Raw genomic sequence first — 23,141 nt, 5'->3', positions numbered from 1 at the left:
ATGAAAGAAAAAATTAGAGCCTTACAAAAACAGTTAAATCAATATAACTACGAATACCATGTCCTGGATCAACCATCAATTCAGGACGTCGACTACGATAAATTACTCAGGGAATTAATTGAATTAGAAGAACAATATCCTGAGTATAAAAGTGCGGATTCACCGACCGTTAGGGTCGGTGGCGCTGTCTTAAGTCACTTTGAGAAAGTGCGTCATAATACACCGATGTTAAGTTTGGGTAATGCCTTTAATGAAGCGGACTTAAGAGCATTTGACAAGCGGGTCAAACAAGTTGTGAACAGTCCAACATATATGTGTGAATTAAAAATTGATGGTCTCGCCGTGTCGCTTACATATGACAATGGGAAATTCACCATTGGTGCGACACGCGGTGATGGTACAGTTGGAGAGAATATTACTGAAAACTTAAAGACCATTCATGCCATCCCACTTTCAGTGCCTACAGACTTATCCTTTGAAGTCCGTGGTGAAGCATACATGCCAAAATCTTCTTTTGAAAAATTAAATGAAGGTCGCCTTGAACGTGGTGAACAAGAATTTCAGAACCCAAGAAATGCAGCAGCGGGATCACTGAGACAGCTAGATCCAAAGCTTGCTGCTAAGAGAAACTTATCAGTATTTTTATATAGTGTCACTTCACCAGAAGCATTAGAAGCTACGACTCAAAACGGTGCTTTAGATGCATTGGATAAGCTCGGCTTCAAAACCAATCATGAACGTCAGCTATTAAATAGCATAGACGAAGTTTTAGAGTATATCGATTACTGGACGACACACCGCTTTGAACTTCCCTATGAGATTGATGGTATTGTCATTAAGGTCAATGATCTACAAGAACAAGATGAGCTCGGATTTACAGTAAGATCTCCCCGCTGGGCAATCGCTTATAAGTTCCCAGCTGAAGAGGTGATTACCGAGGTCTTAGATATTGAGCTGACAGTGGGACGTACAGGTGTCATTACACCAACAGCAATTCTAGAACCAGTTAAAGTTGCAGGTACAACAGTTGGACGTGCCTCGCTTCACAACCACGACCTCATTGAAGAAAGAGATATTAGAATTGGTGATAAGGTCGTCATTAGAAAAGCAGGAGATATTATTCCTGAAGTGGTTAAATCACTTAAAGAGGAACGAACAGATCAAGCGGTCTATGAAGCACCAACAACTTGCCCATCGTGCGGACATGATGCGGTACATTTAGAAGATGAGGTTGCGATACGTTGTATTAACCCTGCCTGTCCAGCTCAGCTTCAAGAAGGTATTATTCACTTTGTTTCTAGAGGGGCAATGAATATCGATGGTCTTGGAGAAAAAGTGGTTAGGCAGCTATTTGAAGCGGACTTGATTAAAGATGTTTCTGATTTATATAGCTTAAAATATGAGGATCTAATTGAACTTGAGCGTATGGGAGATAAGAAGGTTCGGAATTTGCTCCAGGCGATTGAGGCATCAAAAGAAAATCCTTTAAATAAAGTATTATTTGGTTTAGGCATTCGGTTCCTAGGTGCCAAAGCATCCAGACTTATAGCAGAAGAATACGGTACAATCGATAAAATCCTCGAAGCCAGAGCTGAATCATTAATTGAAATTCCTGAAATTGGTGAGAAAATTGCAGACTCTATAGTGACTTATACTTCGAATGAGGACTTTAGAAAATTGATTAAGAAATTACAAGACCATGGATTAAATTTCACTGAAGAAGTTCAAGAAGTAGCTGGTAACCTGTTTTCTGATATGACAGTGGTCTTAACTGGTAAACTAGAAGAAATGACACGTCAAGAAGCAGGTGCATATATTGAATCCCAAGGTGGTAAAGTCACGAGTAGCGTATCTAAAAGTACGGATCTTGTCGTCGCAGGTAGCGATGCTGGTTCGAAATTAGAGAAAGCCAAGCAACTCGGAATCGAAGTTTGGAATGAAAGAGAATTTATTGAGAAATTGGGGCAATGACAATGAAGTTTAAAACTTTAATGCTCGGCGGTGTCGTAGCCTTCTTACTAAGTGCTTGTGGTGAGAATGAGGCAGAAATCACAGAGCAGACCGAAAATTCTGGCCTTGAAAATGAAGTGTCAAATGTTCAGGTTGAAGAACAAGAGGATAGAATAACTTCAAGTGGTGACGAATTTTATCGATCAGTGGTACCTTATGAATTGTCACCAGCTAGAGGCTTATCAAGTCAAAACATGGTGTCTTCATACAATGTTGAGGAGTTTGAAAAAGGCTTATTTGAAGTGAGTAAAGGAGAGTTTCCGACGGATCAGTTTGTCTTTAGAGAAGGACAGATTATCTCAGAGGAGATGACTAGAGGCTACTTAGGCCGTCAATATACGAGTGAAGAGTTAGAAAATATGGAAGAAGATGAGCTATTAAGTTCCGATGCCTTCAGTAACCTAGGTTTAAATCCATCGACAAATGGTGAGACAGATCCTGAAGTAATCGCCGAAGAAGCACCGCTTTACCTCTCACATATTTTAGAGCAGAACTACTTGTCTGAAGATGAAGAAGGTAATTTAAACTTTGATGGTATTACGATTGGACTTGCGATGAATAGTGTTCACTATTATCAAACTGAGGAATATGGTCAAACACAAGAACAAGAATTAGACCCAGAAGTCGTCAAAGAGGAAGGCGAAAAGATGGCAACTGAGATTTTATCACGTATTCGTGCGAACGATGAATATGTAGATAAGAAGATTGTTTTCGCAATATTCATCCAATCATCAGATACTGATATTGTACCCGGTAATTTCGTCTCACAAGCCACAGTTGAACCAGGTGAAAATTCAATCAGTGAATTCACTGATATCAACGTACAAAATGTACTCTTACCTTCTAATGAAGCGTCTGAAATCTCAAGTGAAGTAAACAGTGAATACGAAACCTTTAACAGAGAGTTATCGTCATATTTCGATAGTTTTACGACATCGGTTGGACGTGGGAAATTTGTCGATAATAATTTAGATACGTTGACTGTTGAAATCCCCCTTGAATATAATAGCCGCGGAGAAATGATAGGTATGTCGCAGTTCGTTAGAGACTTAGTAGATGAACACTTTACCAATACTGATGTTGAAGTAGAGATTAAAGATAAGTCACAGGTCTATAGTGTCATCACGAGAGAAGGCGAAGGACAAGCGAACTTATACATCTTTGAATAGTGAGTTCACATGGTAAAGTCAAGGTAGATTTGGTAAACTAATAATATTGTAAAAACTTAGGAGGGTCATTCATGATAGAACTTAACCTTGATAGAATTCGCCATGTTGCGAACCTATCAAAAATTGAGATTAAAGATGATGAGGAACTAAAGAACCTATCAACAAAAATTCAAAGCATTGTTGCACATGCAGATCAACTTAACGAACTTGATCTAGATCAGGTTGAGCCGATGACCCATGCACTTCAGGTTGAATCTAAACTGAGAGAAGATAAGGCAGGTCAGCCGTTAACACAGGAAGAAGCTTTAAGTAATACTGAACATACAGAAAACGGACAATTCAAAGTTCCTAAAATGATATAAAGGGAGGGTCAATGAAGTGAATATTAATGAATTAACAGTTGAAGAATTATACTCAAAAATTCACAGTAAAGAAATTAAACCCTCTGAAGTAATAGAGGCTTTATTCAATAGAATTGAAAAGTACGATGGAGATATTAAAGCGTTCATTACACTGACAAAAGAAGAAGCAACAGCTAAATCAGAAGAACTTGATCGTATGCAGGCTGAAGATCAAATGGATCAGGCATTATTTGGTGTACCATTTGGTATTAAGGATAATATTGTGACAAAAGATGTCTTAACGACTTGTGCGAGTAAGATGCTACACAATTTTAAACCAGTCTATGATGCAACAGTAATGAACAAGCTGAATAGTGAAAATGGTATTATGCTTGGTAAATTAAACATGGATGAGTTTGCGATGGGCTCAACTTCTGAGACATCTTACTACCAAACAACTAAAAACCCATGGAACTTGAACTGTTCACCAGGTGGCTCTTCAGGTGGTTCAGCAGCAGCAGTTGCCGCAGGTTTTGTACCCTTTGCTCTTGGAACAGATACGGGTGGATCAGTAAGACAACCTGCATCCTTCTGTGGCGTAGTTGGTATGAAACCAACTTATGGTCGAGTATCTCGCTTTGGTTTAATTGCCTTCGCATCCTCACTTGATCAAATTGGACCTATTACACGTAATGTACGTGATAATGCAAAAGTCCTAGAGCTAATCGCAGGAGAAGATACTGAACACGACATGACAAGTGTTCAAAATCAGGAAATAGACTTTTTATCTAATATAGATGAGGACGTAAAAGGGTTGAAGATCGCTTTACCTAAGGAGTTTTTAGGTGATGATGTGGACGAAGAAGTGACACAGGCTGTATTAGATGCTAAAAAACGTTTTGAAGATTTAGGTGCAACTGTAGAAGAAGTGGAGATGCCTAATCTTAAATACGTAGTAAGTTCTTATTACTTGATTGCTTCGAGTGAAGCGAGTGCCAATCTCGCACGCTTTGACGGTATCCGTTTTGGTTACCGTTCAGAAAATGCAAATACACTTGAAGAACTATATAAAAAGTCTCGTGGCGAAGGATTTGGTGATGAGGTAAAACGCCGTATCTTACTTGGTACTTATGTGTTAAGTGCAGGGCACTACGATGCCTTTTACGTAAAAGCACAAAAATTACGTCGATTAGTTGCGGACGATGTGAAAAGAATTTTAAAAGATCATGATTTAATTATTGGACCAACGTCAACGACTCCAGCACATAAATACGACGAAGTAAGTATCGAAGGGACAAAAGAATATAAGAATGATATCTTAACGATCCCAGCAAACTTAACAGGTATACCTTCTTTAAGTATTCCATGTGGCATTACTGAAGATAATCGACCAATTGGATTACAAATCATGGGTAACCACTTCGAAGAAAACAAAATTTATAATGCTGCTTATCAGTTTGAAAAAGTTTATAACTTACATGAAGAACTCAAAAATCTAACGATGGGGGCGGAGTAAGATGCATTTTGAAACAATAATCGGACTCGAAGTCCACGTTGAATTAAAAACGGATTCTAAAATATTTTCAAATGCCCCATTACACTATGGACACGATCCTAACACGAATCTGTCAGTAGTTGAACTTGGGTACCCAGGAACTTTACCGGTCTTAAACCATAGGGCTGTAGAATATGGTATGAAAGCTGCCATGGCATTAAACATGGAAATCGCAACAGATACTAAATTTGATAGAAAAAACTATTACTATCCAGATAATCCGAAGGCCTATCAAATTTCACAGTTTGACAAACCGATTGGTGAGCATGGTTCACTTGAAATCGAAGTCGATGGACAAAAGAAAAAAATTGGCATTACTCGTCTACATCTAGAAGAGGATGCAGGTAAATCTACGCATAAGGATGACTATTCACTAGTCGATTTAAACCGTCAAGGTACAGCCTTAGTTGAGATTGTTTCTGAACCCGATCTTCGTTCACCGGAAGAGGCTTACAAGTATCTAGAAAAGATTAAATCAATCATTCAATATACGGGTGTCTCTGATGTGAAGATGGAAGAAGGGTCACTTAGATGTGATGCGAATATTTCCATTCGACCTGTCGGACAAAAAGAGTTCGGTACGAAAACTGAGCTGAAAAACTTAAACTCATTTAACTTTGTCAGAAAAGGACTTGAGCATGAGGTTGAGCGTCAGGAGAAAGTACTCCTATCCGGCGGTGTTATTGAACAAGAAACAAGACGTTATGATGAGAAGACAGGCGAAACAGTACTCATGCGTGTCAAAGAAGGTGCAGATGACTACCGCTACTTCCCAGAACCTGATCTATTATATCTACACATTGATGATGAGTGGGAAGAAGAAGTTAGAGCTACGATTCCTACATTACCAGACGAATTACGTGAGAAATATATAAATGAATACGACTTACCTGTCTATGACGCAGAAATTTTAACGATGAGAAAAGAACTCTCTGACTTCTTTAGCGAGATGGTAGAATCTCATCAAGCAGATCCTAAGCTTGCTTCAAACTGGTTGATGGGTAATGTTAATGAGTACGTAAATAAAAACAATGTGGCGATTGAAGAAACTGGAATTACACCAGAAAACTTAACAGGCCTGATTGAAATTATTGAAGACGGCACAATTTCAAGTAAGCAAGCTAAGAAGGTATTCACTGAGTTAATTAGTAAGGGTGGAACAGCGAGACAAATTGCGAAGGACTTAGGTATGGAGCAAATCTCTGATCCAGAAACCTTAACACAGATGGTGACTGAAGTACTTGATGCTAATGAACAATCAGTTGAAGACTTTAAGAATGGTAAAGACCGTGCAATTGGTTTCTTAGTGGGTCAAATCATGAAGAAATCAAAAGGGCAAGCAAACCCTAAAATGGTAAATGAAATACTTCTAACAGAAATTAAAAAACGATAAGTTATTTATAAAAAAGGCGGAAAATCATATGATTTTCCGCCTTTCTACTTACTGAAGTAAGTATGCTTGAATATTATTTATTATCTCATCTTCAACTGCTGGATTCATAACATTGTCATCTGGGTTATAAGGGTTCTCAACAGAGACTTCTTGGTTATCGATATAGAAGAAGTCATTGTTTGGGAAGTATTCAGCATCATTACTTAGCGTGTCTGCTAAGTTTTCATGTTCGTGAACATTTGCATTACCAAGTATAATAACTGTCTTATCTGCATTGTATAGGTCCATGTATGCATTTCTTAAGTTATTCAAGTTACGTTCCGGAAGCACTTCATCATTATAGTCTGCAATTTGCATTGCATCCATGATCACAATGTCGCTATTGTCGTTAACAGTTAATTCATTCATATCAACAGTGTTACCTGGCATTTCCACTTGATTAAACTGTATAGTGTTTGTATCGAACTGTTGGTTTAATTTGTCAGCAAAGTCACTGTTGTAGTATGCAGGTGTTAAAACGTCGACAATTAAAGCTTCATTGTTAGCAATTCGCTGATCATACTGTTCTTGGATGCTTGACTCATTAAAAGCGATAGAATCTGGTTGTTCAGACGTTTCAGTTTCATCAGTCGATGCTTCAGAATCTTCAGCTGATTCATTGTTCTGATTGTCTTCATTGTTTTCTGTTTTCGCACTTTCTTGGTCTTCTGTTGTTGTGTTGTTTGACGCTGAGCCGGTATGTACGAAGTTAAAATACAAGCCAGCACCAAAGACGATAAGTAATATGATTGCAATAGCTTTTTTCATAGTATCTCCTCAAATAATAATATTGCCAATCATGAATATGTTATAATATTGGCACATAATTCTTTTACTGATTATTATACATGAAATAGATGTGAACGACATTATTTTAGGATGATTGTATGAATATAAAAAATTTAAATAGTAGTGTTAAAGATATATATATAAATCAAGCATTTGAAATATTAAACTTTTTTAAATCAATGATTATAGAAGTACATCATATTGGTTCCTCTAAACTTAGAAAGTTCCCTTATGATTGTGATTTGGATATTTTGTTTATCGTAAAATCTTATGATGATGTTAAGAATTTAGCAGATATATTGATTGCTGAAGGCTATGTGCAAATCGATGATTTCTCAGATTTCTTTAGGGATGATATGGTCATCAGGCGAACGGTTGATGGAACGAATATTAATATGATTTTTATGAGCAGTGGTAGTAGAAAAAAGGAAACGGTCATTAACTGTACTGAATTTCTTGTTTTCGATAAAAACTACAGTGATAATTTAAAAATACTTAAAAAAGCTTTTCTTAAGAGTGAAATTACGGAAGATGAGTACGGGGAGCGTAAATATCGTCTCTTTTCGATGATGAATAGAAATGAATCATCCGAGGGCGTATAAATTCATAATATAGAGGAGATATTTATGAAGACTGCGAGAATTATATATAATCCTACTGCTGGTAAAGAAACATTTAAAGATCAATTATCGAATGTGTTGACTCGATTTGAGAATGCAGGTTATATCACAAGTACGCATGCGACATCTGGGCCGGATGATGCGACTTATGCGGCTAGGTTTGCCTGTGAACAAAATTTTGATTTGGTTGTTGCCGTCGGTGGTGATGGTACTGTCAATGAAGTGATTAATGGACTGGCAGACTTTAACGAAAGACCAGACCTCGGTATTATCCCAATGGGGACTGTAAATGATTTTACACATGCCCTAACAATTCCAAACAATTTAGAAGAAGCTATCGATACTATTCTAAGTGGTAAAACAGCGAAAGTTGATTTAGGGAGTATGAATGGTAAGCACTTTATGAATATTGCTGGTGGTGGAAAGATTACAGAAGTGTCTTATGAGGCGCCGAGCAAACTTAAAGCAATGATAGGTTCTCTAGCTTACTATATAAAGGGTATAGAGCTGGTTCCACAAATGAGGAGTATCAATCTACGTATTGAGTATGATGATGATGTCTTTCAAGGTGAAGTCATGCTCTTTTTGATTGGTCTCACAAATTCCATTGGTGGTTTTGAGAAGCTTGTGCCAGATGCCAAACTGAATGATGGCTATTTTTCTTTGTTAATTATTGAAGATGTTAATTTAGCGGAGTTTGCCCATCTACTTTCCATCGCCATGAAGGGCGAACATTTAAAACATCCAAAGGTACATTACTTTAAAGCGAGAGAGGTCAAAGTGTCATCTTTTGAAGAGGTACAGTTAAATTTAGATGGTGAGTTTGGTGGCGTCTTACCGGCACACTTTAAAAATAAGAAAGAGTTTTTAAAAGTAAGGGTGCCACTGGCGTTTTATCAGGAATTAAATGGTGAGGACATGGAATATAGTTTACCGGACACGGAATAAGAAATGTAAAGACAATAATCTGAGGGTGACTGCTTTGAAATTGACAATATTTTCAACTACGGATGTGCATGGTGCAATTTATCCTTATAATTATTTTATGAATGAAATGAAGTCTAATGCACTGCTAAAATTTAAATCATATATTGAACATTATAAAAATATGCATGAAGACGAGTGCGTAATCACTGTGGATAATGGTGATTTGTTACAGGGTGATGTATGGAGTGAATATGACAGCATTCATCCTAAACAGGCACTCTTACCCTCAATTATCAACAATATGTATGATGTGATTGGTCTTGGCAATCATGAGTTTAATTTCGGCCTATCATTTTTAGGTGATTTCTATGAACAAGTGAATGTACCTATTGTTAATTCAAATGTCGATTTTAAGGATAGTGTGCTATCTTCCATTATTAAAAAGTCTTACATTATGAAAACAGAAATAGATAAGAAGCCAATTAATATTGGATTTTTAAGTGTAGTCCCAACGCAGATTATGAAATGGGATAAATTTCATCTATCTGGGAATGTTGATGTTCACCCTATGTCAGAAGCGGTAAAACAAACGGCAGCGGATTTAAAAGAAGATGGGGCAGATATTATTATTCTATTGAGTCATACAGGAATGAGTAAAGCGGCAGATGACCAACATACACATGGTGAAAACCAGGCAATGCTAATGGCGTTATTAGGCTGCATTGACGGTATTGTGTTTGGCCATACACACGACTTGTTCCCGCATGAAGACATCAATGTTCAAGATGAGCGCTTGGATCTATTTAAGGGCACATTTAATGGAATCCCTATGGTTCAACCTGGTGTGTCTGCCAGTCATTTAGGCTTACTATCTTTTGACTTAGAATATGACCAAGGATGGACAGTTACTGAAGGTAAATCTAGCTTAATTCCATCGACAGATATGATGATTGATTACGAAGCCCTTGAAGACTTTAATTCTTATCATGAGAAAGTGAAAGGGTATTTAAATCAAGTCGTTGGTCATACTGATGTGTCACTACATACGTACTTTTCTAGAGTTATACCTTCAAGAGCAGTCCAGGTCGTATCTGAAGCGGTCGTTTGGTATGCGAAAGGACTAGCTGAAGTTCAGAAAGAACAGCTACCTGTACTCGGTTTTAATTCTGCTATTAAAAGTGGACGAGACGGAAAGAACGATTTCACAGATATCAAAGCAGGTGACTTAACAGTCACAGACACAGTGAATTTGTATAAGCATGCAAACACATTAGTCATCGTGAAAATTACAGGCAAAGTGTTAAGAGAATGGCTTGAATGGTCAGCATCTTCATTCAATCAAGTCGGTGCAGTATCACTAGTTAAAGAAAATCATTCGAGAGATGGTTTTCCAGGTTATAACTTTGATACTTTCTTTGATCTTACTTATACATTTGATTTAAGTGAGCCTTCACGATATAGAAGTTCTGCCCATCAAATTAGTGATTCTAATAGAGTAGTAAAGCTTGAGTATGAAGGGCAACCAATTCGTGATGAAGATATGTTTTTAGTTGCAGCAAATAACTACAAAGTCGCTTATGCACCTTTTTTAAGAGATGCTGAGATTATTTATGAATCTGCCTTATCTGTTAGAGATATTTTAACTGAGTATTTGAAGAATGGTGAGACTTTTACTGATAAAAAGCCAATGACACTTTTACCACACGGAACATACCAATTTAAGAGCGGGAGTCTAGGGAGAAAATATACAGATGACTTACCGATTAGATATATTGAAGACCACGGTGATGGGTTTTCAACCTATGAAATTGATTTATAAAACGAAACAGTTAGAGGTTTAATAATGAGTGTATTAAGAAAAAATGAACAGTATGAAGGGGTCGTAGAAAGCTATACAAAAGAAGGCATGGGTGTCGTTAAAGTTAACGATAAGCCGGTCTTTATTGCTGATGTTTTAAAAGATGAAGAAATTCGTTTCAAAGTCTTACAGGTCAAATCAAGATTTGCCTTTGGTAAAGCCTTAAAGATAAATAAAGTCTCAGTAAATAGACAAGTGCCCCCATGTCAGTATTACTTTCAATGTGGAGGTTGTCAGATTCAGGTAATGAATGCCCTTGAACAGGCGAAATTTAAAAAAGAAGTTGTCGAACAAAATATCAATGGACTGGCCGGTTTAAATCTAGAAATTAAAGACACAGTGACAGGTAGTGGGAACTACTACCGCAATAAGTCTCAGATTCCAGTGCAAAAAGTGGATGGTAAGTTAGTGATGGGCTTTTATAAACCACGTTCACACGATATCGTTGACATCAACCATTGTTATATTCAAAAAGATATTCACAATGATATTATGAATTTCGTTAAGGAGAAACTGATTGAAGAAGATGTTTCGATTTACGATGAAGTGAAGCATGAAGGACTGTTAAGACACTTAGTCATACGGTCGAATCATGATGATAGTGAGATTCAAGTCGTCTTTATTACTAATGGTAAGCGTAATGAATTTTTATCGATCATTAAAGCATTAAGAGAAGAATTTCAGGCAATCAAGAGTATTGTACAAAATATTAATGATGAAAAGACCAATGTGATATTTGGCAAGCGTTCAATTGTGCTCCTCGGAAAAGAATATATTACGGATACCTTACTCGGTAGAGAATTTAAAATTAGAGACCGTTCCTTCTATCAAGTGAATCACGAGCAGACTGAAAAACTCTATCAAATCGGCTTAGATCTTGCCGATTTAAATGGTGACGAAACGATTATCGATACGTATTCAGGTATTGGGACAATAGGACTTGCTGCATCAGACAGAGTTAAGAAAATCATTGGCATTGAAGTCGTTGACTCTGCAGTTGAAGATGCAAAAGAAAATGCACGGTTGAATGGTATCGATAATGCAGATTACTATTTAGGTAAGGCTGAGGAAGTGATGCCTAAACTAGTTAAATCCGGTGTCAGTGCAGACTTAGTCTTTGTAGATCCACCAAGAAAAGGCTGTCATCAAACATTCTTAGATTCGTTATTAGAAGTAGAACCGAAAAAAATTGTATATATCTCGTGTAACCCAGGTACACTACAAAGAGACATGAAGTATTTAGTAGAACATGGTTACAAAGCTAAATCCGTAGTACCCGTGGATTTATTCCCTCAGACGAAACACGTTGAAGCGGTTACTGTGTTAGAGAGAAAATAGATTAAAAAGAGGCTGTTTATGTAGCCTCTTTTATTATGCTTTGACATAATTTGATAGCGCTGCCAATTAATGAAGAAGTGAGTTATAGTTAAATATATAAGAATTAATTGATGAATTACTAAAATCTATAGTTTAGTAGGGGGATGAAGAATTTGAGAATTATTACAATAGTACTAGGTGTAATGCTGTTTATAGTAACAGGTTGTAGTAATAATGAAACAGGACTAGAAGGTAAAGAATTAGGTATCTCAAGTAATGACCCTACAATTTCGGAAGAAGAAAAAGAAAATGCTGAAATTAATTTTTCCTCAAACATGTTAGTTTTAGAATTTTCTTCAGCTGATGAAGTGACGCTTTTGAATCTAGGTAATGAATATACTGGTAGTTACAGCTTAGATGGTGAGAGTCTAACAGTTAAACTAGAAGATGAAGGTACAAATTTAAGATTGGACTTCGTAGAATTTAAAGAAACACCTGATGAATATTATAGTTATAGCGGAGTAATTGATGATGGAGAATTACATGTAGGTGATGAAACTTCTCAATTATCAAATAGCTATCAAAATATTTCAATGGAAGAAACTTATGTATTTCTAGAAGAAAAGTAATCTACTAATGTTAAGTAAGTGTAGGCAAAGATCTTAACGGTCTTTGTCTTTTATCTTATATATTGCATATTGCGTATTGTATACTATATACAAATACAAGGGGGAATTGTTTGATGTGGAATAATAATCAGTTAAGTCAAAGTTTAGGCATTAAATATCCAATTATTCAAGCGGGTATGGCAGGTGGAATTACGACGCCTGATTTAGTTGCTTCAGTATCCAATTCCGGAGGGCTAGGTAGTATCGGTGCGGGTTACATGAATGTTGAAAAATTAAGAGAGACGATTCAAGAAGTTAAAAAATTAACGGATCAACCTTTTTCAGTGAATCTGTTTACGCCTGAATTTGTTCAAGTAGAACAAAATGAAATTGATCAGGCAAATGAGTGGTTAAGTAGATATAGAGATGAATTGAACATCAATGAAGCACCTCCTGTTAAAAAGGTTACAGATGAGAATTTTAAACAACAAGTCGAAGTTATTATTGAAGAGAACGTTCCAATTTGCAGTTTTACTTTTGGTATACCTGATGAAGATATCATTAAGAAATTAAAAGCAGAGGACATTATTATTATAGGTACCGCAACTACTGTAGATGAAGCAATTGCCAATGAATCAGTTGGTATGGATGCAATTGTTGTTCAAGGCAGTGAAGCGGGTGGACATAGAGGAAGTTTCTTAAATAATGAAACACTACCGATGATTGGCACCATGGCTTTGGTACCACAAGTTGTAGATCATGTTGGCATACCCGTCATTGCAGCTGGTGGCATTTCTGATGGACGTGGAATCATTGCGTCTCTTGGCCTCGGTGCAGAAGGTGTACAATTAGGTACAGCCTTTTTAACGAGTGAGGAGAGCGGATCACCACAAGTTGCAAAACTTGCGATCTTAAATGCACAAGAAACTGATACTGTAGTGACCACGACTTTCAGTGGTAAGCCAGCAAGAGGTTTACTGAATGATTTTATAAAAGAAATGCGTCAGTATGAAGGGAAAGTCCCTTCATATCCAGTACAAAATAGTTTAACACAGCCGATTCGAGCTAAAGCAGCAAAATTAAATCGCCCTGAATACATGTCGTTATGGTGTGGACAAAATTTAAGAAGCTCTAAAGAGAACTCTGCGAATCAAATGGTAATAGACCTGGTTACTCAAGTTGAAGATGTCATTAATAAGTTATTCCAATCTTAATTCGAGCAATGGAAATGATGATTGATTTTGGATAAGATAAACAATAAGCAAATATAAATTCATTTTATTCAGGAGGAAGCATTTTGAAGTTTATTTCATGGAACATAGATTCACTAAACGCAGCACTAACAAGTGATTCTGCTAGAGCATTATTATCAAGAGAAGTAATCAAATCCATTCAGGTACACGACGCTGATGTTATTGCGATTCAAGAAACTAAATTATCAGCGAAAGGTCCAACCAAAAAACATGTAGAGGCTTTAGAAACAGCCTTTCCTTCATATAACATAGTGTGGCGTAGTTCAGAAGAACCCGCACGTAAAAGTTATGCTGGAACAATGTTCTTATACAAAAATCACCTAGAACCTGAAGTGCATTATCCATCAATCGGTGCACCTACGACAATGGATGCAGAAGGACGAATGATTACTTTAGAGTTTGAAGACTTTTATTTAACTCAAGTGTATACACCAAATGCTGGGGATGGTCTTAGAAGGTTAGCAGACCGTCAACTATGGGACATTCAATATTCAAATTACCTAGCTGATCTCGATGAGAAAAAACCAGTTTTAGCCACGGGAGACTACAACGTTGCACACAAAGAAATAGACCTAGCAAATCCAAAAAATAACCGTCGTTCTCCAGGTTTTACTGATGAAGAACGAGAAGGATTTACAAACCTTTTAAACAAAGGATTTACTGACACATTCCGTCACATTAATGGGGACGTTGAAGGCATGTATACTTGGTGGGCACAAAGAGCGAAAACAAGTAAGATTAATAACTCAGGATGGAGAATTGACTATTGGTTAGTTTCAAATCGTTTAGCTGGACAGGTTCGTAAGTCTGAGATGATTGACTCAGGACCAAGACAGGATCATACTCCAATTTTAATGGAAATTGATATATAGGTGAGGCTTTAAATCGAGTATAATAATGGTAAGTAAAAACTAGGGGGAATTACCATGGGAGAGACAACAAGTTTCATTAGTCCAGATAATTATTGGGTGCTCTGGGCGATATTAATTGGTTGGGCGGCTGTCGCTATTGTTCTCGAGCAAAAATACAGTTGGGCATCAAAGTTATCTGGAGCAATAATCGCTTTAGTGGGGGCCATGCTCCTAAGTAATACTGGCGTTATTCCACTCGAATCACCAGTTTATGATGCAGTATGGACATACGTGGTGCCACTCGCAATACCACTTTTACTATTCCAGTCGAACGTTATTAAGGTTTGGCAAGAGAGTAAACGCCTGTTAATTATCTTTTTAATTAGTACAGTCGGAACAGTAGCAGGTGCAATTGTTGCCTTCTTGTTGTTAAGAGAGTTTGTACCACAAGCGAACTATATCGGTGCCATGTTAAGTGGTTCCTACTCAGGTGGTGGGGTTAACTTTGCGGCAATGGCGACACGATTTGACGTGCCACAAGACCTAGTATCTTCTACAGTCGTTGCGGATAATCTACTAATGGCAGTTTATTTCTTTGTTCTTATATTGATACCGACAGTATCATTCTTTAAAAACAAATTCGGCACACCACACATGGATGAAAATGAGTCTAATGGAAAAAGCGATAATCATGCTGCCTCATATTGGAAATCTAAGGATATTTCATTACAAGATATAGCTTTAGCGATTGGAACAGCCTTTATCATTGTAGCAGTGTCATTCTCTATTGCTGAATTTTTTGCCAGTGTAATTCCGGAAGATAGCAATATTTTATTATCTGTCTTAAGAGGTATTATCGGTGATAACTACTTAATGCTTACAACGTTAACACTAGTACTTGTAGCGAGCTTCCCTAAATACTTTGAAAACATTGCGGGATCACAAGAATTTGGGACGTTTTTCATCTATATATTCTTTGTAGTCATTGGTGTACCTGCATCGGTTCCATTAATTATCCAAAATGCACCAATAATCTTAGTGTTTGCAGCTGTTATTGTGTTGATTAATATGATTATCTCATTTGGCTTCGGTCGATTATTTAAATTTAATTTAGAGGAAATCATACTTTCGAGTAATGCAAATATCGGTGGACCAACAACCGCTGCAGCAATGGCGATTTCGAGAGGTTGGACAAAATTAGTTGGACCGATACTCATCATCGGTACACTAGGATACATTATAGGTAACTATATAGGTACCTCACTTGGTGTATGGTTTACATCTATGATGTAGTTGAATAGATAAAGCGACGTGAAAATCTAATTTCACGTCGCTTTTATATATATTACTTATAATCTACATCTTTAATGTAGTCTAGTTGTTCAAAACCAAGGTTGCCACCAGTAATAACAAAGCATACTTTGTCTTTAGGATTAACCTCTATTTCTTTATTAAGTACTGCACCGACACTCGCGGATGAGGAGATTTCAGCTAAGATTTTTCCTTCCATTAACAATAACTTTTGTCCCATTTTCATTGCTTCTTCAGTTGCTGTATGGAAGCTATCTACATATTTTTCAACGATTGGGAAGGTCTTTTCACCTGGCACTACAGTCACTAAGCCATCAGCGATTGTCCCTTTATTTTCAACTTGTGTAATTTTCCTGTTCTTAAGACTTTCATTATATTTCGGTAAATTAAATGGCTCAACACCATGAACTTTAGCACTGCTACCTGATTCTTTAATCGCAGTTGCGATACCGGATAAGATCCCACCACCTGAAGCGGGTACAAAAATTTGATCGACATCTGGTAGTTGCTCTAAAATCTCTAATCCAATTGTGCCTTGTCCTGCCATAACTCTATAATCATTAAATGGGTGAATTAATTCGTAACCATGTTCTTTAGCAAGGTCTTCAGTTAACTTAAAACGTTCTTCAACAGTCGTTGGTATAATTTCTGCCCCGTGTTCTAAAATCTTTTCTTTCTTGAATGCTGGAGCTGTATCTTGAACAGCGACGACTGCTTTAATACCGAGCATCTTTGCTCCATAGGCAATGGCTTGACCATGGTTGCCTGAAGATGATGCAATAATGCCTTTACTTAACTGTTCGTCAGAAAGTTGGAGTAGGGTGTTCATCACTCCACGAAGTTTAAAAGCCTTAGTCAATTGCATATTTTCTAACTTAACGTACACTTCACAACCTAAGTATTCTTCTAAGTTATGTAATCTTAAAAGTGGTGTCTCTACAGTATATGGTGCAATACGTTCACGAGCTTCTTTGATATCAGCTAATTTCAATGTCATCATACCATCCCCTTTTCTTATTAGTTTTATCATAACGCTTTTTCAGAATAATAGAAATATATGAATTTTGGTATATTATTAAAAATACATTTATAATAGGAGAAAGAAGTATTTCTAGGAGTGTATGAAATGTACGTTGACCGTAAACCATCTATAGATATTTTAGATTTGAAAGAATCAATGGCGAATAGAATTAAGGAAAGAGAACACTTCAATTCTCTAGAATATTTTGATCAACTTATAGATTTTGTGGAACTCAATCATATATATTCTTCTGCTTTAGAAGAAGTCACAACGAAATTAAAAATTTTAGATGATGAGTTTCAAGTCATTCATAAGCATAATCCCATTCATCACATGGAGAGCAGAGTGAAGGGCACTCAGAGTTTATTGAGTAAGCTAGAGCGAAAAGTTCTAGATATTGACGTTGCAAGTGCTAACAAAAACATTTTAGACATTGCTGGTATGAGTGTAATTTGTAATTAGATTGAAGATATCTATGTGCTAGAATCTCTATTTTTAAAACAAGAAGATGTTAAATTATTAAAGAGAAAAGACTATATAGAGCATCCCAAAGACAATGGTTATCGTAGTCTTCATATCGTTGTATCAGTCCCTGTGTTTTTATCGGAAAGAATTGAGCATACACCTGTGGAGATTCAAATTAGAACGATTGGCATGGATATGTGGGAAAGCCTTGAACATAAGATGCGCTATAAAAATACTAAAAAGGATACTAAAGCGTATCAAGAAACACTATTAGAATGTGCCAGACAAATTTCAGATGTGGAAGATAAAATGCAAAATATGCATAACGAAATCGAAAAATAAGTAGGGTAGAATCAGGAGAATTTTATGACGCTAGATAATTTTATAAAAGAATTGGAAGATGAACTCGGAGTTTTACCAGAAGAACAAAGGGATGAAATCATCGATCGTTTCAAATTACAAATCGAACGAGCTAAAGATTTAGGAGATAGTGAAGCGGACTTGTTAAAAGTATTGGATGACCCGAAAAAAGTGGCTGAGAAATATATAAAAGATGCTGTTGTTGATGAAGAAGCTACGGAGGAAGAAAAGATCCTAGAGGTTCCAGAAGGTGAGATTCAACCAGTAACAGCGGATTTTGCATCTGTGGTCAATGAGTATGATATTCAAAAGCTGATGGTGAGCGGGACGTCGGTCGATGTCAAAGTTGAGGCTGGACATAAGCTTGGATTTAAATTTATATCGTATTCACATAAAGGTGATTTGAGCTATCAAATTAAAGATGGCCGGTTGAACATACTTCATACTGGACGAAAGAAAAATGTAAGAGTGCATACGATTTTTGACTATATGAAAAAAAGAAAACAGATGCGAAATGATGAGCTGACAATCATTTGGCCTAAGTCATTAGATGAGTTGAATGTGGATTTAAGACACGGCAAAATCAGTTTGGCTCATATCAATGCTAAAAATCTAAGACTTCATAGTTCTGAAGGAATGGTTGAAGCAACAAATGTGAAAAGTGATAATGCCGAGATTAAATCTGATATGGGGAGTCTTATTTCACGAACAAGTCAGTTTAATGAATTATCTATGAAAACAGAGATGGGTAAAATTATTTTAGAAGATGTAAGAGCTGATTACTATCATCTGGTTTCAGAACTCGGGAGTATCAATCTGACAGGATTAAAAGTAGAAAGTAACGTGAAAGCAATCAGTAAGATGGGTGCAGTTCATGTTAACTATAAAAAAGCACCTCAGTTAACCAAAGTCGTTGCGAAGGCGAATGTCGGTAAGGTACATAACGACTTGGCAAAGGTTGAAATTGTAGATTCTCGTTATAAGGCAGAATATAAAAGTGAGATGGGTTCTGTGAGAGTTAGCTTGTTATAGGGGTTTTATTGTTTTTGGGATGGTGATGAGGTCAGTTTGTCACCATCCGATGTGATTCGAAAAGTGATGAGAAAGTGTCATCTCCATTCAAAATGCTTAGAACAGAGATGAGAACATGTCATCTCCATCCGGCAACACAACATAACCAAAATACTATAAAAAATCACAAAATTAGGGTGGAAATCATATCAAGATTTTCACCCTAAAATTTTAATAATCTTTTCTTCTAATCAATAACATGCCCAATACTGTGAATAATAGAATGGCAACAATAGATGAGAAGTAAAATGAAGTTTGCCATTCAAGAGTATTAAGAAGATCTGGTAAATAGTAGAGTGGCAGGCTATTTTCTAAAAATTTTACGACTGAATCTGGTATCTTATCCCAGAATAATAAGCCGTTAAATAAACTCGGGAGTAGCACGATTGAAATCAAAGCAATAATAAATAGTGCTGCAACGTTAGTAAAGTAAATACTAATTAATAGGAATAATGCACCATAAAACAATGTGTAAATGACATAAGTGACTGGAATCTTCCAGTATAGTGCTGAGTCAAAGTCTAGTCCAGCATAGTTTGAAAGTACATAAGTAGAAGCTAGACAGGCGAGTCCAAAGAGTAATCCACTACAACCGATGGATATTATTTTACTCAAGAAATATTTCATTCTATTACTTGATTGATTCATCATTAAAATAATCGTATTCTGACTTAAGTCTTTAGTAAAAGGTAACATCGCATTAATCACGACGAGTAGGGACCCGAAGAATGCAAAGAATGCAATCAATTGAGTCGTATCAAATGGTGCTTCAAAATTTGCGACTGAATATGCTATAGCACCAGCAGGTAAGATGCACAGAATTAGTGAGAAATAAGTGAACCAACTTCTTAAAGCTGCAAGTAAATCGTAAGTGACTATTTTACTAATCTTCATTATTTCTCACCATCCTTCATTTGACTAAAGTAATAATCTTTAACAGATTGCTTATGCTTATTAATATCCACCGGATACACGCCGTCAACACTAAGTGCTTTTAAGATATCCTGCAGTTTATTAACCTGACGGGTTGAGATAATAGTCTCATCAATTTTAGCTTGACTATCAATTTCCTTAATAATTTGTTTGGCAAGTTCAATATCTTTAATGTCAAAAACCAAGGATAGGGTACTTTGAGTCGACAGTTCAGCAATGTTTTCCTTATTGCTTAAAACCCCTTTGTCGATAAAAACAATATCATCACTCACTGCTTCTATATCTTCAAGTTTATGACTAGATATCAAAACTTTCATATTCTGAGACCGAGCTAAATCTCTTATGATTCTTAGAACTTCTATGGATCCATCAGGGTCCATGCCATTTGTCGGTTCATCCAAAATTAAATAGTCTGGTTTTCTAGCTAAGGCAATAACCAGACCTAATTTTTGTTTCATACCCATAGAGTAGGTCTTCATTTTTTTATTTACATAGCCAGACATGCCTAGATCTTCTAGGAGACTATTAATATATTGCTTGTCATAAGCAGTGCCATTAATATTCGTGAAATACTTAATGTTATATAGACCAGATTGATTTTTATAATATTTTGGTTCCTCAATTAAATAACCAACTGTTGCTTGATTATCAACAGTCACATCTCCTGAATAATTAGGAATAATGTTGCACATAATCTTCATCATAGTTGTTTTACCGGCACCATTCTTACCAATCAGTCCAGTTACATTGGAGTCGAGCATAAAATTGACCTGATTTAATACTAAATTGGATCGGTATTTTTTTGTTACATTGCTTAGTTCCATCTGTTCGATCTCCTTTACTTAAAGATTTTTTTCAGCTTCTTTTTTTGCTTTCTCTAGGTTTGAATAGGACATAAAGAAAAATATACCCATTATTAAGAAGATAAATGGTGGTACTACTCTCATAAGCGCAAAAGGTAATTCAAATAAAAATGCACGCCAAAATTCAAAGCCTTCCATATCAAACAAGCCAGGTGTTAAAAAAATTTCTCCATCGTAGGCATTGAAAAATATAAAAGTATAAATCAGAAATATAAAAGCAAAAGTGCCTGTGTATGAAGCAGCACGTTTATAAAAACTTACTTTTGATTCGACATCTGAAAATAGTTCATCGTTACCATCTTTGACCTTCGTCCATGTGTGGGGTGTCATTCCAAAGCGGCCACCACGGACGTGTTCCCATCCCAGATCTTCATGGATTGATACATACTCATTATACTTTTCTGTACTCATGCTATTTCGATAATCAAGGCGAGTAACGTAATTTTTGTCACTTTTTTCAAATACAAAAATAAAATCCATTGGATTTTTGACAAGTTTGTAACCTTGTTCATTCATTTCGTTCAACCATTTTTCTTGCTTATTTGGATCTGTGAAATACTTACTTACTTTCATCTTCTTCAACTCCTTTTTCATAAAGCGTAATAATATGATGTAACCTTTCATTTTCTTTCTTTAAAATTTCTTCACCGATGGTAGTGGTTTGATATACTTTTTTTCGTTCACCAGGTTCTGATAAGAGTTCTATATAACCGTGTTTCTTTAAATTTTCTAAGGCGCCGTAAAGCGTACCCGCTGCGATGTTAACTTCTCCCTGACTCATTTCACTAACTAACTGCATAATGCGATAACCATGTAAAGGTGTTCTAAGTGCGAGCAATATTAGATGCATGGTCTCTGATAAAGGAACTAATTTAGGTCTCATATAATGTTCTCCTTTATATAGTTGTTCTGTATAGTTTAACTATATAGTTGGACTGTATAAATGTCAACGGTATATATTTGATGAAAATTTAATCTATTTATCATTTTCCTTTCACGATAATTTAGGAATAGGTATGTATCATGTGACAATAAGCGGGTGATTAGACGCTTTGAAAGGAAAGATAATCATGTTTTTAAGGTTTTATAGTAGAGCATATCAATTCTTATTAAAAAGTATGGCACCTTTATTTAATTGGCAACCTGAATCGGTTCTTAACTGTGCCGGATGTATTGAAAAATTAGCGCCAAAAATGGCAGATGATAACATAGATAGAGTACTGATTGTCACAGATGAAAAAATATTAAATGCTGGACTTCTTAATTCACTTCTAGCGTCTTTAAATGAGGCGAATATTATTTACTATATTTATAAAGGTGTAGAAGAAAATCCATCAGTATCACATGCTAAGGAGGCAAGAGATTTATATTTAAGAGAGAATTGCCAAGCAATCATTGGTTTTGGTGGAGGTTCTGCCATAGATTGTGCCAAAGGTGCTGGGGTTTTATCCACAAATAATATGGAACATCTAAGTGAGTATAAAGGATTTATGAAAGTGAAAAATAAGTTACCCTACTTAGTTGCAGTACCAACGACAGCAGGAACTGGAAGTGAAACATCAAACAGTGCAGTACTCAGTGATGAAACTGGTAAGAATAAATTCGTGATCACTGACGCTAAGCTCATGCCGAAAACAGTTGTCTTAGACCCTGAACTGCTGATAAGTCTGTCAAGAGAGATGACAGCTTATACAGGCATGGATGCTTTAGTGCATGCCGTTGAAGCTTATATTAGCCAAAATTCCAATAAGCAAACGAGAATACTAAGTGAAGAAGCAGTGGAACTCATCTTCAAAAACTTATATGAATCATACCAGGACGGTAGTAACATAACAGCAAGAACAAATATGCAAAGAGCATCTTATTTCTCTGGTAAGGCATTTACAAGAGCTGGACTCGGTAATATTCATGCCTTGAGTCATTCAATTGAGTTAAAATATAAAATCCAACATGGTCATGCAGTGGCTTATTTAATGCCTTATGTATTAGAGAAGTACGGTAGTAAAATTAACAGTCAACTAGCGAAACTTGCACTGATTGCAGGCGTTTCAGAAGAATCGGATAGCATTGAAGAAAGCGCGCAAAAATTTATTCATGGAATCCGTGAGTTGAATGAAAAAATGAATATTGAAATGCCGTTGAATGCATTAGCTAAAGAAGAAGTTGGTTTCTTAGCTAAACTTGCATATAAAGAAGCGAATCCTTACTATCCAGTCCCTGTCATGTTTAATAAAGATGATTTTCAAGGATTGCTTGAACGCGTTTTTATCAGTGAAAGAAGAATAGCTTAAGCTATTCTTCTTTTTTATTAATAATAAATCATGCCTTACTCTAAAGTTTTATTGACTTTATAGTGTAATAAGCATAAAATTTAATTGATAATGATT

General features: G+C 36.2%; 21 protein-coding genes and 1 pseudogene. 16 read left to right on the top strand and 6 right to left on the bottom strand.

From position 1 onward, the window contains the following. The 5 genes from ligA (at position 1) to gatB (ending at position 6,468) form a co-directional block, all read left to right on the top strand. Positions 1 to 1,971, top strand: coding sequence for an NAD-dependent DNA ligase LigA (ligA, locus tag EYB29_RS08420; protein WP_026867141.1), 1,971 nt, complete (start codon positions 1 to 3; stop codon positions 1,969 to 1,971). Positions 1,972 to 1,973: 2 nt separating this feature from the next. Beyond that, positions 1,974 to 3,179: a CamS family sex pheromone protein gene (locus tag EYB29_RS08415; RefSeq protein ID WP_026867140.1), complete on the top strand. Its 1,206-nt coding sequence runs from the start codon at positions 1,974 to 1,976 to the stop codon at positions 3,177 to 3,179. Positions 3,180 to 3,250: 71 nt separating this feature from the next. Then, positions 3,251 to 3,541, top strand: coding sequence for an Asp-tRNA(Asn)/Glu-tRNA(Gln) amidotransferase subunit GatC (gene gatC / locus EYB29_RS08410; protein ID WP_026867139.1), 291 nt, complete (start codon positions 3,251 to 3,253; stop codon positions 3,539 to 3,541). Between the two features lie 16 nt (positions 3,542 to 3,557). Next, complete coding sequence (gene gatA / locus EYB29_RS08405) at positions 3,558 to 5,036, top strand: Asp-tRNA(Asn)/Glu-tRNA(Gln) amidotransferase subunit GatA (RefSeq protein ID WP_026867138.1); 1,479 nt, start codon at positions 3,558 to 3,560, stop codon at positions 5,034 to 5,036. A gap of 1 nt (position 5,037) precedes the next feature. Then, complete coding sequence (gene gatB, locus EYB29_RS08400; RefSeq protein WP_026867137.1) at positions 5,038 to 6,468, top strand: Asp-tRNA(Asn)/Glu-tRNA(Gln) amidotransferase subunit GatB; 1,431 nt, start codon at positions 5,038 to 5,040, stop codon at positions 6,466 to 6,468. Positions 6,469 to 6,516: 48 nt separating this feature from the next. On the opposite strand, the gene EYB29_RS08395 is transcribed toward gatB, so the two are convergent. Continuing rightward, positions 6,517 to 7,275 carry a hypothetical protein gene (locus EYB29_RS08395; protein WP_026867136.1) on the bottom strand — a complete coding sequence of 253 codons (759 nt, stop codon included), beginning with the start codon at positions 7,273 to 7,275 and terminating at the stop codon, positions 6,517 to 6,519. A 119-nt stretch (positions 7,276 to 7,394) separates the two neighbouring features. Here EYB29_RS08395 and EYB29_RS08390 point away from each other — a divergent pair, with 119 nt between their 5' ends. From EYB29_RS08390 to EYB29_RS08355, 8 genes are all read left to right on the top strand, one after another. Next, positions 7,395 to 7,898 (top strand): GrpB family protein, encoded by a 504-nt coding sequence (locus EYB29_RS08390; RefSeq protein ID WP_026867135.1) that lies wholly within the window; start codon positions 7,395 to 7,397, stop codon positions 7,896 to 7,898. Positions 7,899 to 7,922: 24 nt separating this feature from the next. Further along, positions 7,923 to 8,864, top strand: a complete 942-nt coding sequence (locus tag EYB29_RS08385) for a diacylglycerol kinase (protein ID WP_026867134.1) — start codon at positions 7,923 to 7,925, stop codon at positions 8,862 to 8,864. 34 nt (positions 8,865 to 8,898) lie between these two features. After that, positions 8,899 to 10,662 carry a 5'-nucleotidase C-terminal domain-containing protein gene (locus EYB29_RS08380; RefSeq protein WP_166627064.1) on the top strand — a complete coding sequence of 588 codons (1,764 nt, stop codon included), beginning with the start codon at positions 8,899 to 8,901 and terminating at the stop codon, positions 10,660 to 10,662. Positions 10,663 to 10,686: 24 nt separating this feature from the next. Beyond that, complete coding sequence (rlmD, locus tag EYB29_RS08375) at positions 10,687 to 12,039, top strand: 23S rRNA (uracil(1939)-C(5))-methyltransferase RlmD (protein ID WP_166627063.1); 1,353 nt, start codon at positions 10,687 to 10,689, stop codon at positions 12,037 to 12,039. A 152-nt stretch (positions 12,040 to 12,191) separates the two neighbouring features. After that, positions 12,192 to 12,647: a hypothetical protein gene (locus EYB29_RS08370; RefSeq protein WP_166627062.1), complete on the top strand. Its 456-nt coding sequence runs from the start codon at positions 12,192 to 12,194 to the stop codon at positions 12,645 to 12,647. Between the two features lie 113 nt (positions 12,648 to 12,760). Then, positions 12,761 to 13,840: an NAD(P)H-dependent flavin oxidoreductase gene (locus EYB29_RS08365; protein ID WP_166627061.1), complete on the top strand. Its 1,080-nt coding sequence runs from the start codon at positions 12,761 to 12,763 to the stop codon at positions 13,838 to 13,840. Positions 13,841 to 13,923: 83 nt separating this feature from the next. After that, on the top strand, positions 13,924 to 14,751 hold the full coding sequence (locus tag EYB29_RS08360; RefSeq protein ID WP_166627060.1) for an exodeoxyribonuclease III: 828 nt from the start codon (positions 13,924 to 13,926) through the stop codon (positions 14,749 to 14,751). Positions 14,752 to 14,805: 54 nt separating this feature from the next. Continuing rightward, the gene (locus tag EYB29_RS08355; protein WP_026867127.1) at positions 14,806 to 16,023 is read left to right on the top strand and encodes a DUF819 family protein; all 1,218 of its coding nucleotides are present in this window, start codon (positions 14,806 to 14,808) and stop codon (positions 16,021 to 16,023) included. Positions 16,024 to 16,075: 52 nt separating this feature from the next. Here EYB29_RS08355 and EYB29_RS08350 read toward each other — a convergent pair whose 3' ends face one another. Continuing rightward, on the bottom strand, positions 16,076 to 17,071 hold the full coding sequence (locus EYB29_RS08350; protein ID WP_240921853.1) for a threonine ammonia-lyase: 996 nt from the start codon (positions 17,069 to 17,071) through the stop codon (positions 16,076 to 16,078). Positions 17,072 to 17,167: 96 nt separating this feature from the next. Here EYB29_RS08350 and EYB29_RS08345 point away from each other — a divergent pair. Both EYB29_RS08345 and EYB29_RS08340 read left to right on the top strand, forming a co-directional pair. Continuing rightward, positions 17,168 to 17,869 (top strand): annotated as a pseudogene (locus EYB29_RS08345) (GTP pyrophosphokinase). Between the two features lie 24 nt (positions 17,870 to 17,893). Further along, positions 17,894 to 18,919 carry a DUF4097 family beta strand repeat-containing protein gene (locus EYB29_RS08340; protein WP_166627059.1) on the top strand — a complete coding sequence of 342 codons (1,026 nt, stop codon included), beginning with the start codon at positions 17,894 to 17,896 and terminating at the stop codon, positions 18,917 to 18,919. Positions 18,920 to 19,129: 210 nt separating this feature from the next. Here the strand turns inward: EYB29_RS08340 and EYB29_RS08335 are convergent, their stop codons facing one another. Genes EYB29_RS08335 through EYB29_RS08320 form a run of 4 tightly spaced genes read right to left on the bottom strand, consistent with a single transcriptional unit; the run spans position 19,130 to position 21,637 of the window. Beyond that, entirely contained in the window at positions 19,130 to 19,852 is a 723-nt protein-coding gene (locus tag EYB29_RS08335) for an ABC transporter permease (RefSeq protein ID WP_026867124.1), read from the bottom strand. Continuing rightward, a complete protein-coding gene (locus EYB29_RS08330) occupies positions 19,852 to 20,715 on the bottom strand; it encodes an ABC transporter ATP-binding protein (RefSeq protein WP_026867123.1) in 864 nt (287 codons plus the stop codon). Before EYB29_RS08330 ends, EYB29_RS08335 begins: the two co-directional genes overlap by 1 nt. An 18-nt stretch (positions 20,716 to 20,733) precedes the next feature. After that, complete coding sequence (locus tag EYB29_RS08325; RefSeq protein WP_026867122.1) at positions 20,734 to 21,327, bottom strand: DUF2812 domain-containing protein; 594 nt, start codon at positions 21,325 to 21,327, stop codon at positions 20,734 to 20,736. Then, on the bottom strand, positions 21,314 to 21,637 hold the full coding sequence (locus tag EYB29_RS08320; RefSeq protein ID WP_026867121.1) for a PadR family transcriptional regulator: 324 nt from the start codon (positions 21,635 to 21,637) through the stop codon (positions 21,314 to 21,316). Before EYB29_RS08320 ends, EYB29_RS08325 begins: the two co-directional genes overlap by 14 nt. Positions 21,638 to 21,872: 235 nt before the next feature. On the opposite strand from EYB29_RS08320, the gene EYB29_RS08315 reads away from it, so the two are divergent. Continuing rightward, the gene (locus EYB29_RS08315; RefSeq protein ID WP_166627058.1) at positions 21,873 to 23,045 is read left to right on the top strand and encodes an iron-containing alcohol dehydrogenase; all 1,173 of its coding nucleotides are present in this window, start codon (positions 21,873 to 21,875) and stop codon (positions 23,043 to 23,045) included. Positions 23,046 to 23,141: the final 96 nt, after the last annotated feature.

It is taken from the genome of Jeotgalicoccus sp. S0W5 (assembly GCF_011634875.1).
GTDB lineage: Bacteria > Bacillota > Bacilli > Staphylococcales > Salinicoccaceae > Jeotgalicoccus > Jeotgalicoccus marinus.
This window is presented reverse-complemented; position numbering and strand designations above follow the sequence as displayed.

What these genes read in the sequence shown, in the direction of transcription:
- EYB29_RS08350 (WP_240921853.1), bottom strand. Translation starts at nt 17,071, where the DNA reads ATGATAAAACTAATAAGAAAAGGGGATGGTATGATGACATTGAAATTA.
- EYB29_RS08365 (WP_166627061.1), top strand. Translation starts at nt 12,761, where the DNA reads ATGTGGAATAATAATCAGTTAAGTCAAAGTTTAGGCATTAAATATCCA.
- EYB29_RS08330 (WP_026867123.1), bottom strand. Translation starts at nt 20,715, where the DNA reads ATGGAACTAAGCAATGTAACAAAAAAATACCGATCCAATTTAGTATTA.
- EYB29_RS08325 (WP_026867122.1), bottom strand. Translation starts at nt 21,327, where the DNA reads ATGAAAGTAAGTAAGTATTTCACAGATCCAAATAAGCAAGAAAAATGG.
- EYB29_RS08315 (WP_166627058.1), top strand. Translation starts at nt 21,873, where the DNA reads ATGGCACCTTTATTTAATTGGCAACCTGAATCGGTTCTTAACTGTGCC.
- EYB29_RS08415 (WP_026867140.1), top strand. Translation starts at nt 1,974, where the DNA reads ATGAAGTTTAAAACTTTAATGCTCGGCGGTGTCGTAGCCTTCTTACTA.
- gatC (WP_026867139.1), top strand. Translation starts at nt 3,251, where the DNA reads ATGATAGAACTTAACCTTGATAGAATTCGCCATGTTGCGAACCTATCA.
- EYB29_RS08340 (WP_166627059.1), top strand. Translation starts at nt 17,894, where the DNA reads ATGACGCTAGATAATTTTATAAAAGAATTGGAAGATGAACTCGGAGTT.
- EYB29_RS08395 (WP_026867136.1), bottom strand. Translation starts at nt 7,275, where the DNA reads ATGAAAAAAGCTATTGCAATCATATTACTTATCGTCTTTGGTGCTGGC.
- EYB29_RS08355 (WP_026867127.1), top strand. Translation starts at nt 14,806, where the DNA reads ATGGGAGAGACAACAAGTTTCATTAGTCCAGATAATTATTGGGTGCTC.
- ligA (WP_026867141.1), top strand. Translation starts at nt 1, where the DNA reads ATGAAAGAAAAAATTAGAGCCTTACAAAAACAGTTAAATCAATATAAC.
- EYB29_RS08335 (WP_026867124.1), bottom strand. Translation starts at nt 19,852, where the DNA reads ATGAAGATTAGTAAAATAGTCACTTACGATTTACTTGCAGCTTTAAGA.
- EYB29_RS08385 (WP_026867134.1), top strand. Translation starts at nt 7,923, where the DNA reads ATGAAGACTGCGAGAATTATATATAATCCTACTGCTGGTAAAGAAACA.
- EYB29_RS08320 (WP_026867121.1), bottom strand. Translation starts at nt 21,637, where the DNA reads ATGAGACCTAAATTAGTTCCTTTATCAGAGACCATGCATCTAATATTG.
- rlmD (WP_166627063.1), top strand. Translation starts at nt 10,687, where the DNA reads ATGAGTGTATTAAGAAAAAATGAACAGTATGAAGGGGTCGTAGAAAGC.
- gatB (WP_026867137.1), top strand. Translation starts at nt 5,038, where the DNA reads ATGCATTTTGAAACAATAATCGGACTCGAAGTCCACGTTGAATTAAAA.
- EYB29_RS08390 (WP_026867135.1), top strand. Translation starts at nt 7,395, where the DNA reads ATGAATATAAAAAATTTAAATAGTAGTGTTAAAGATATATATATAAAT.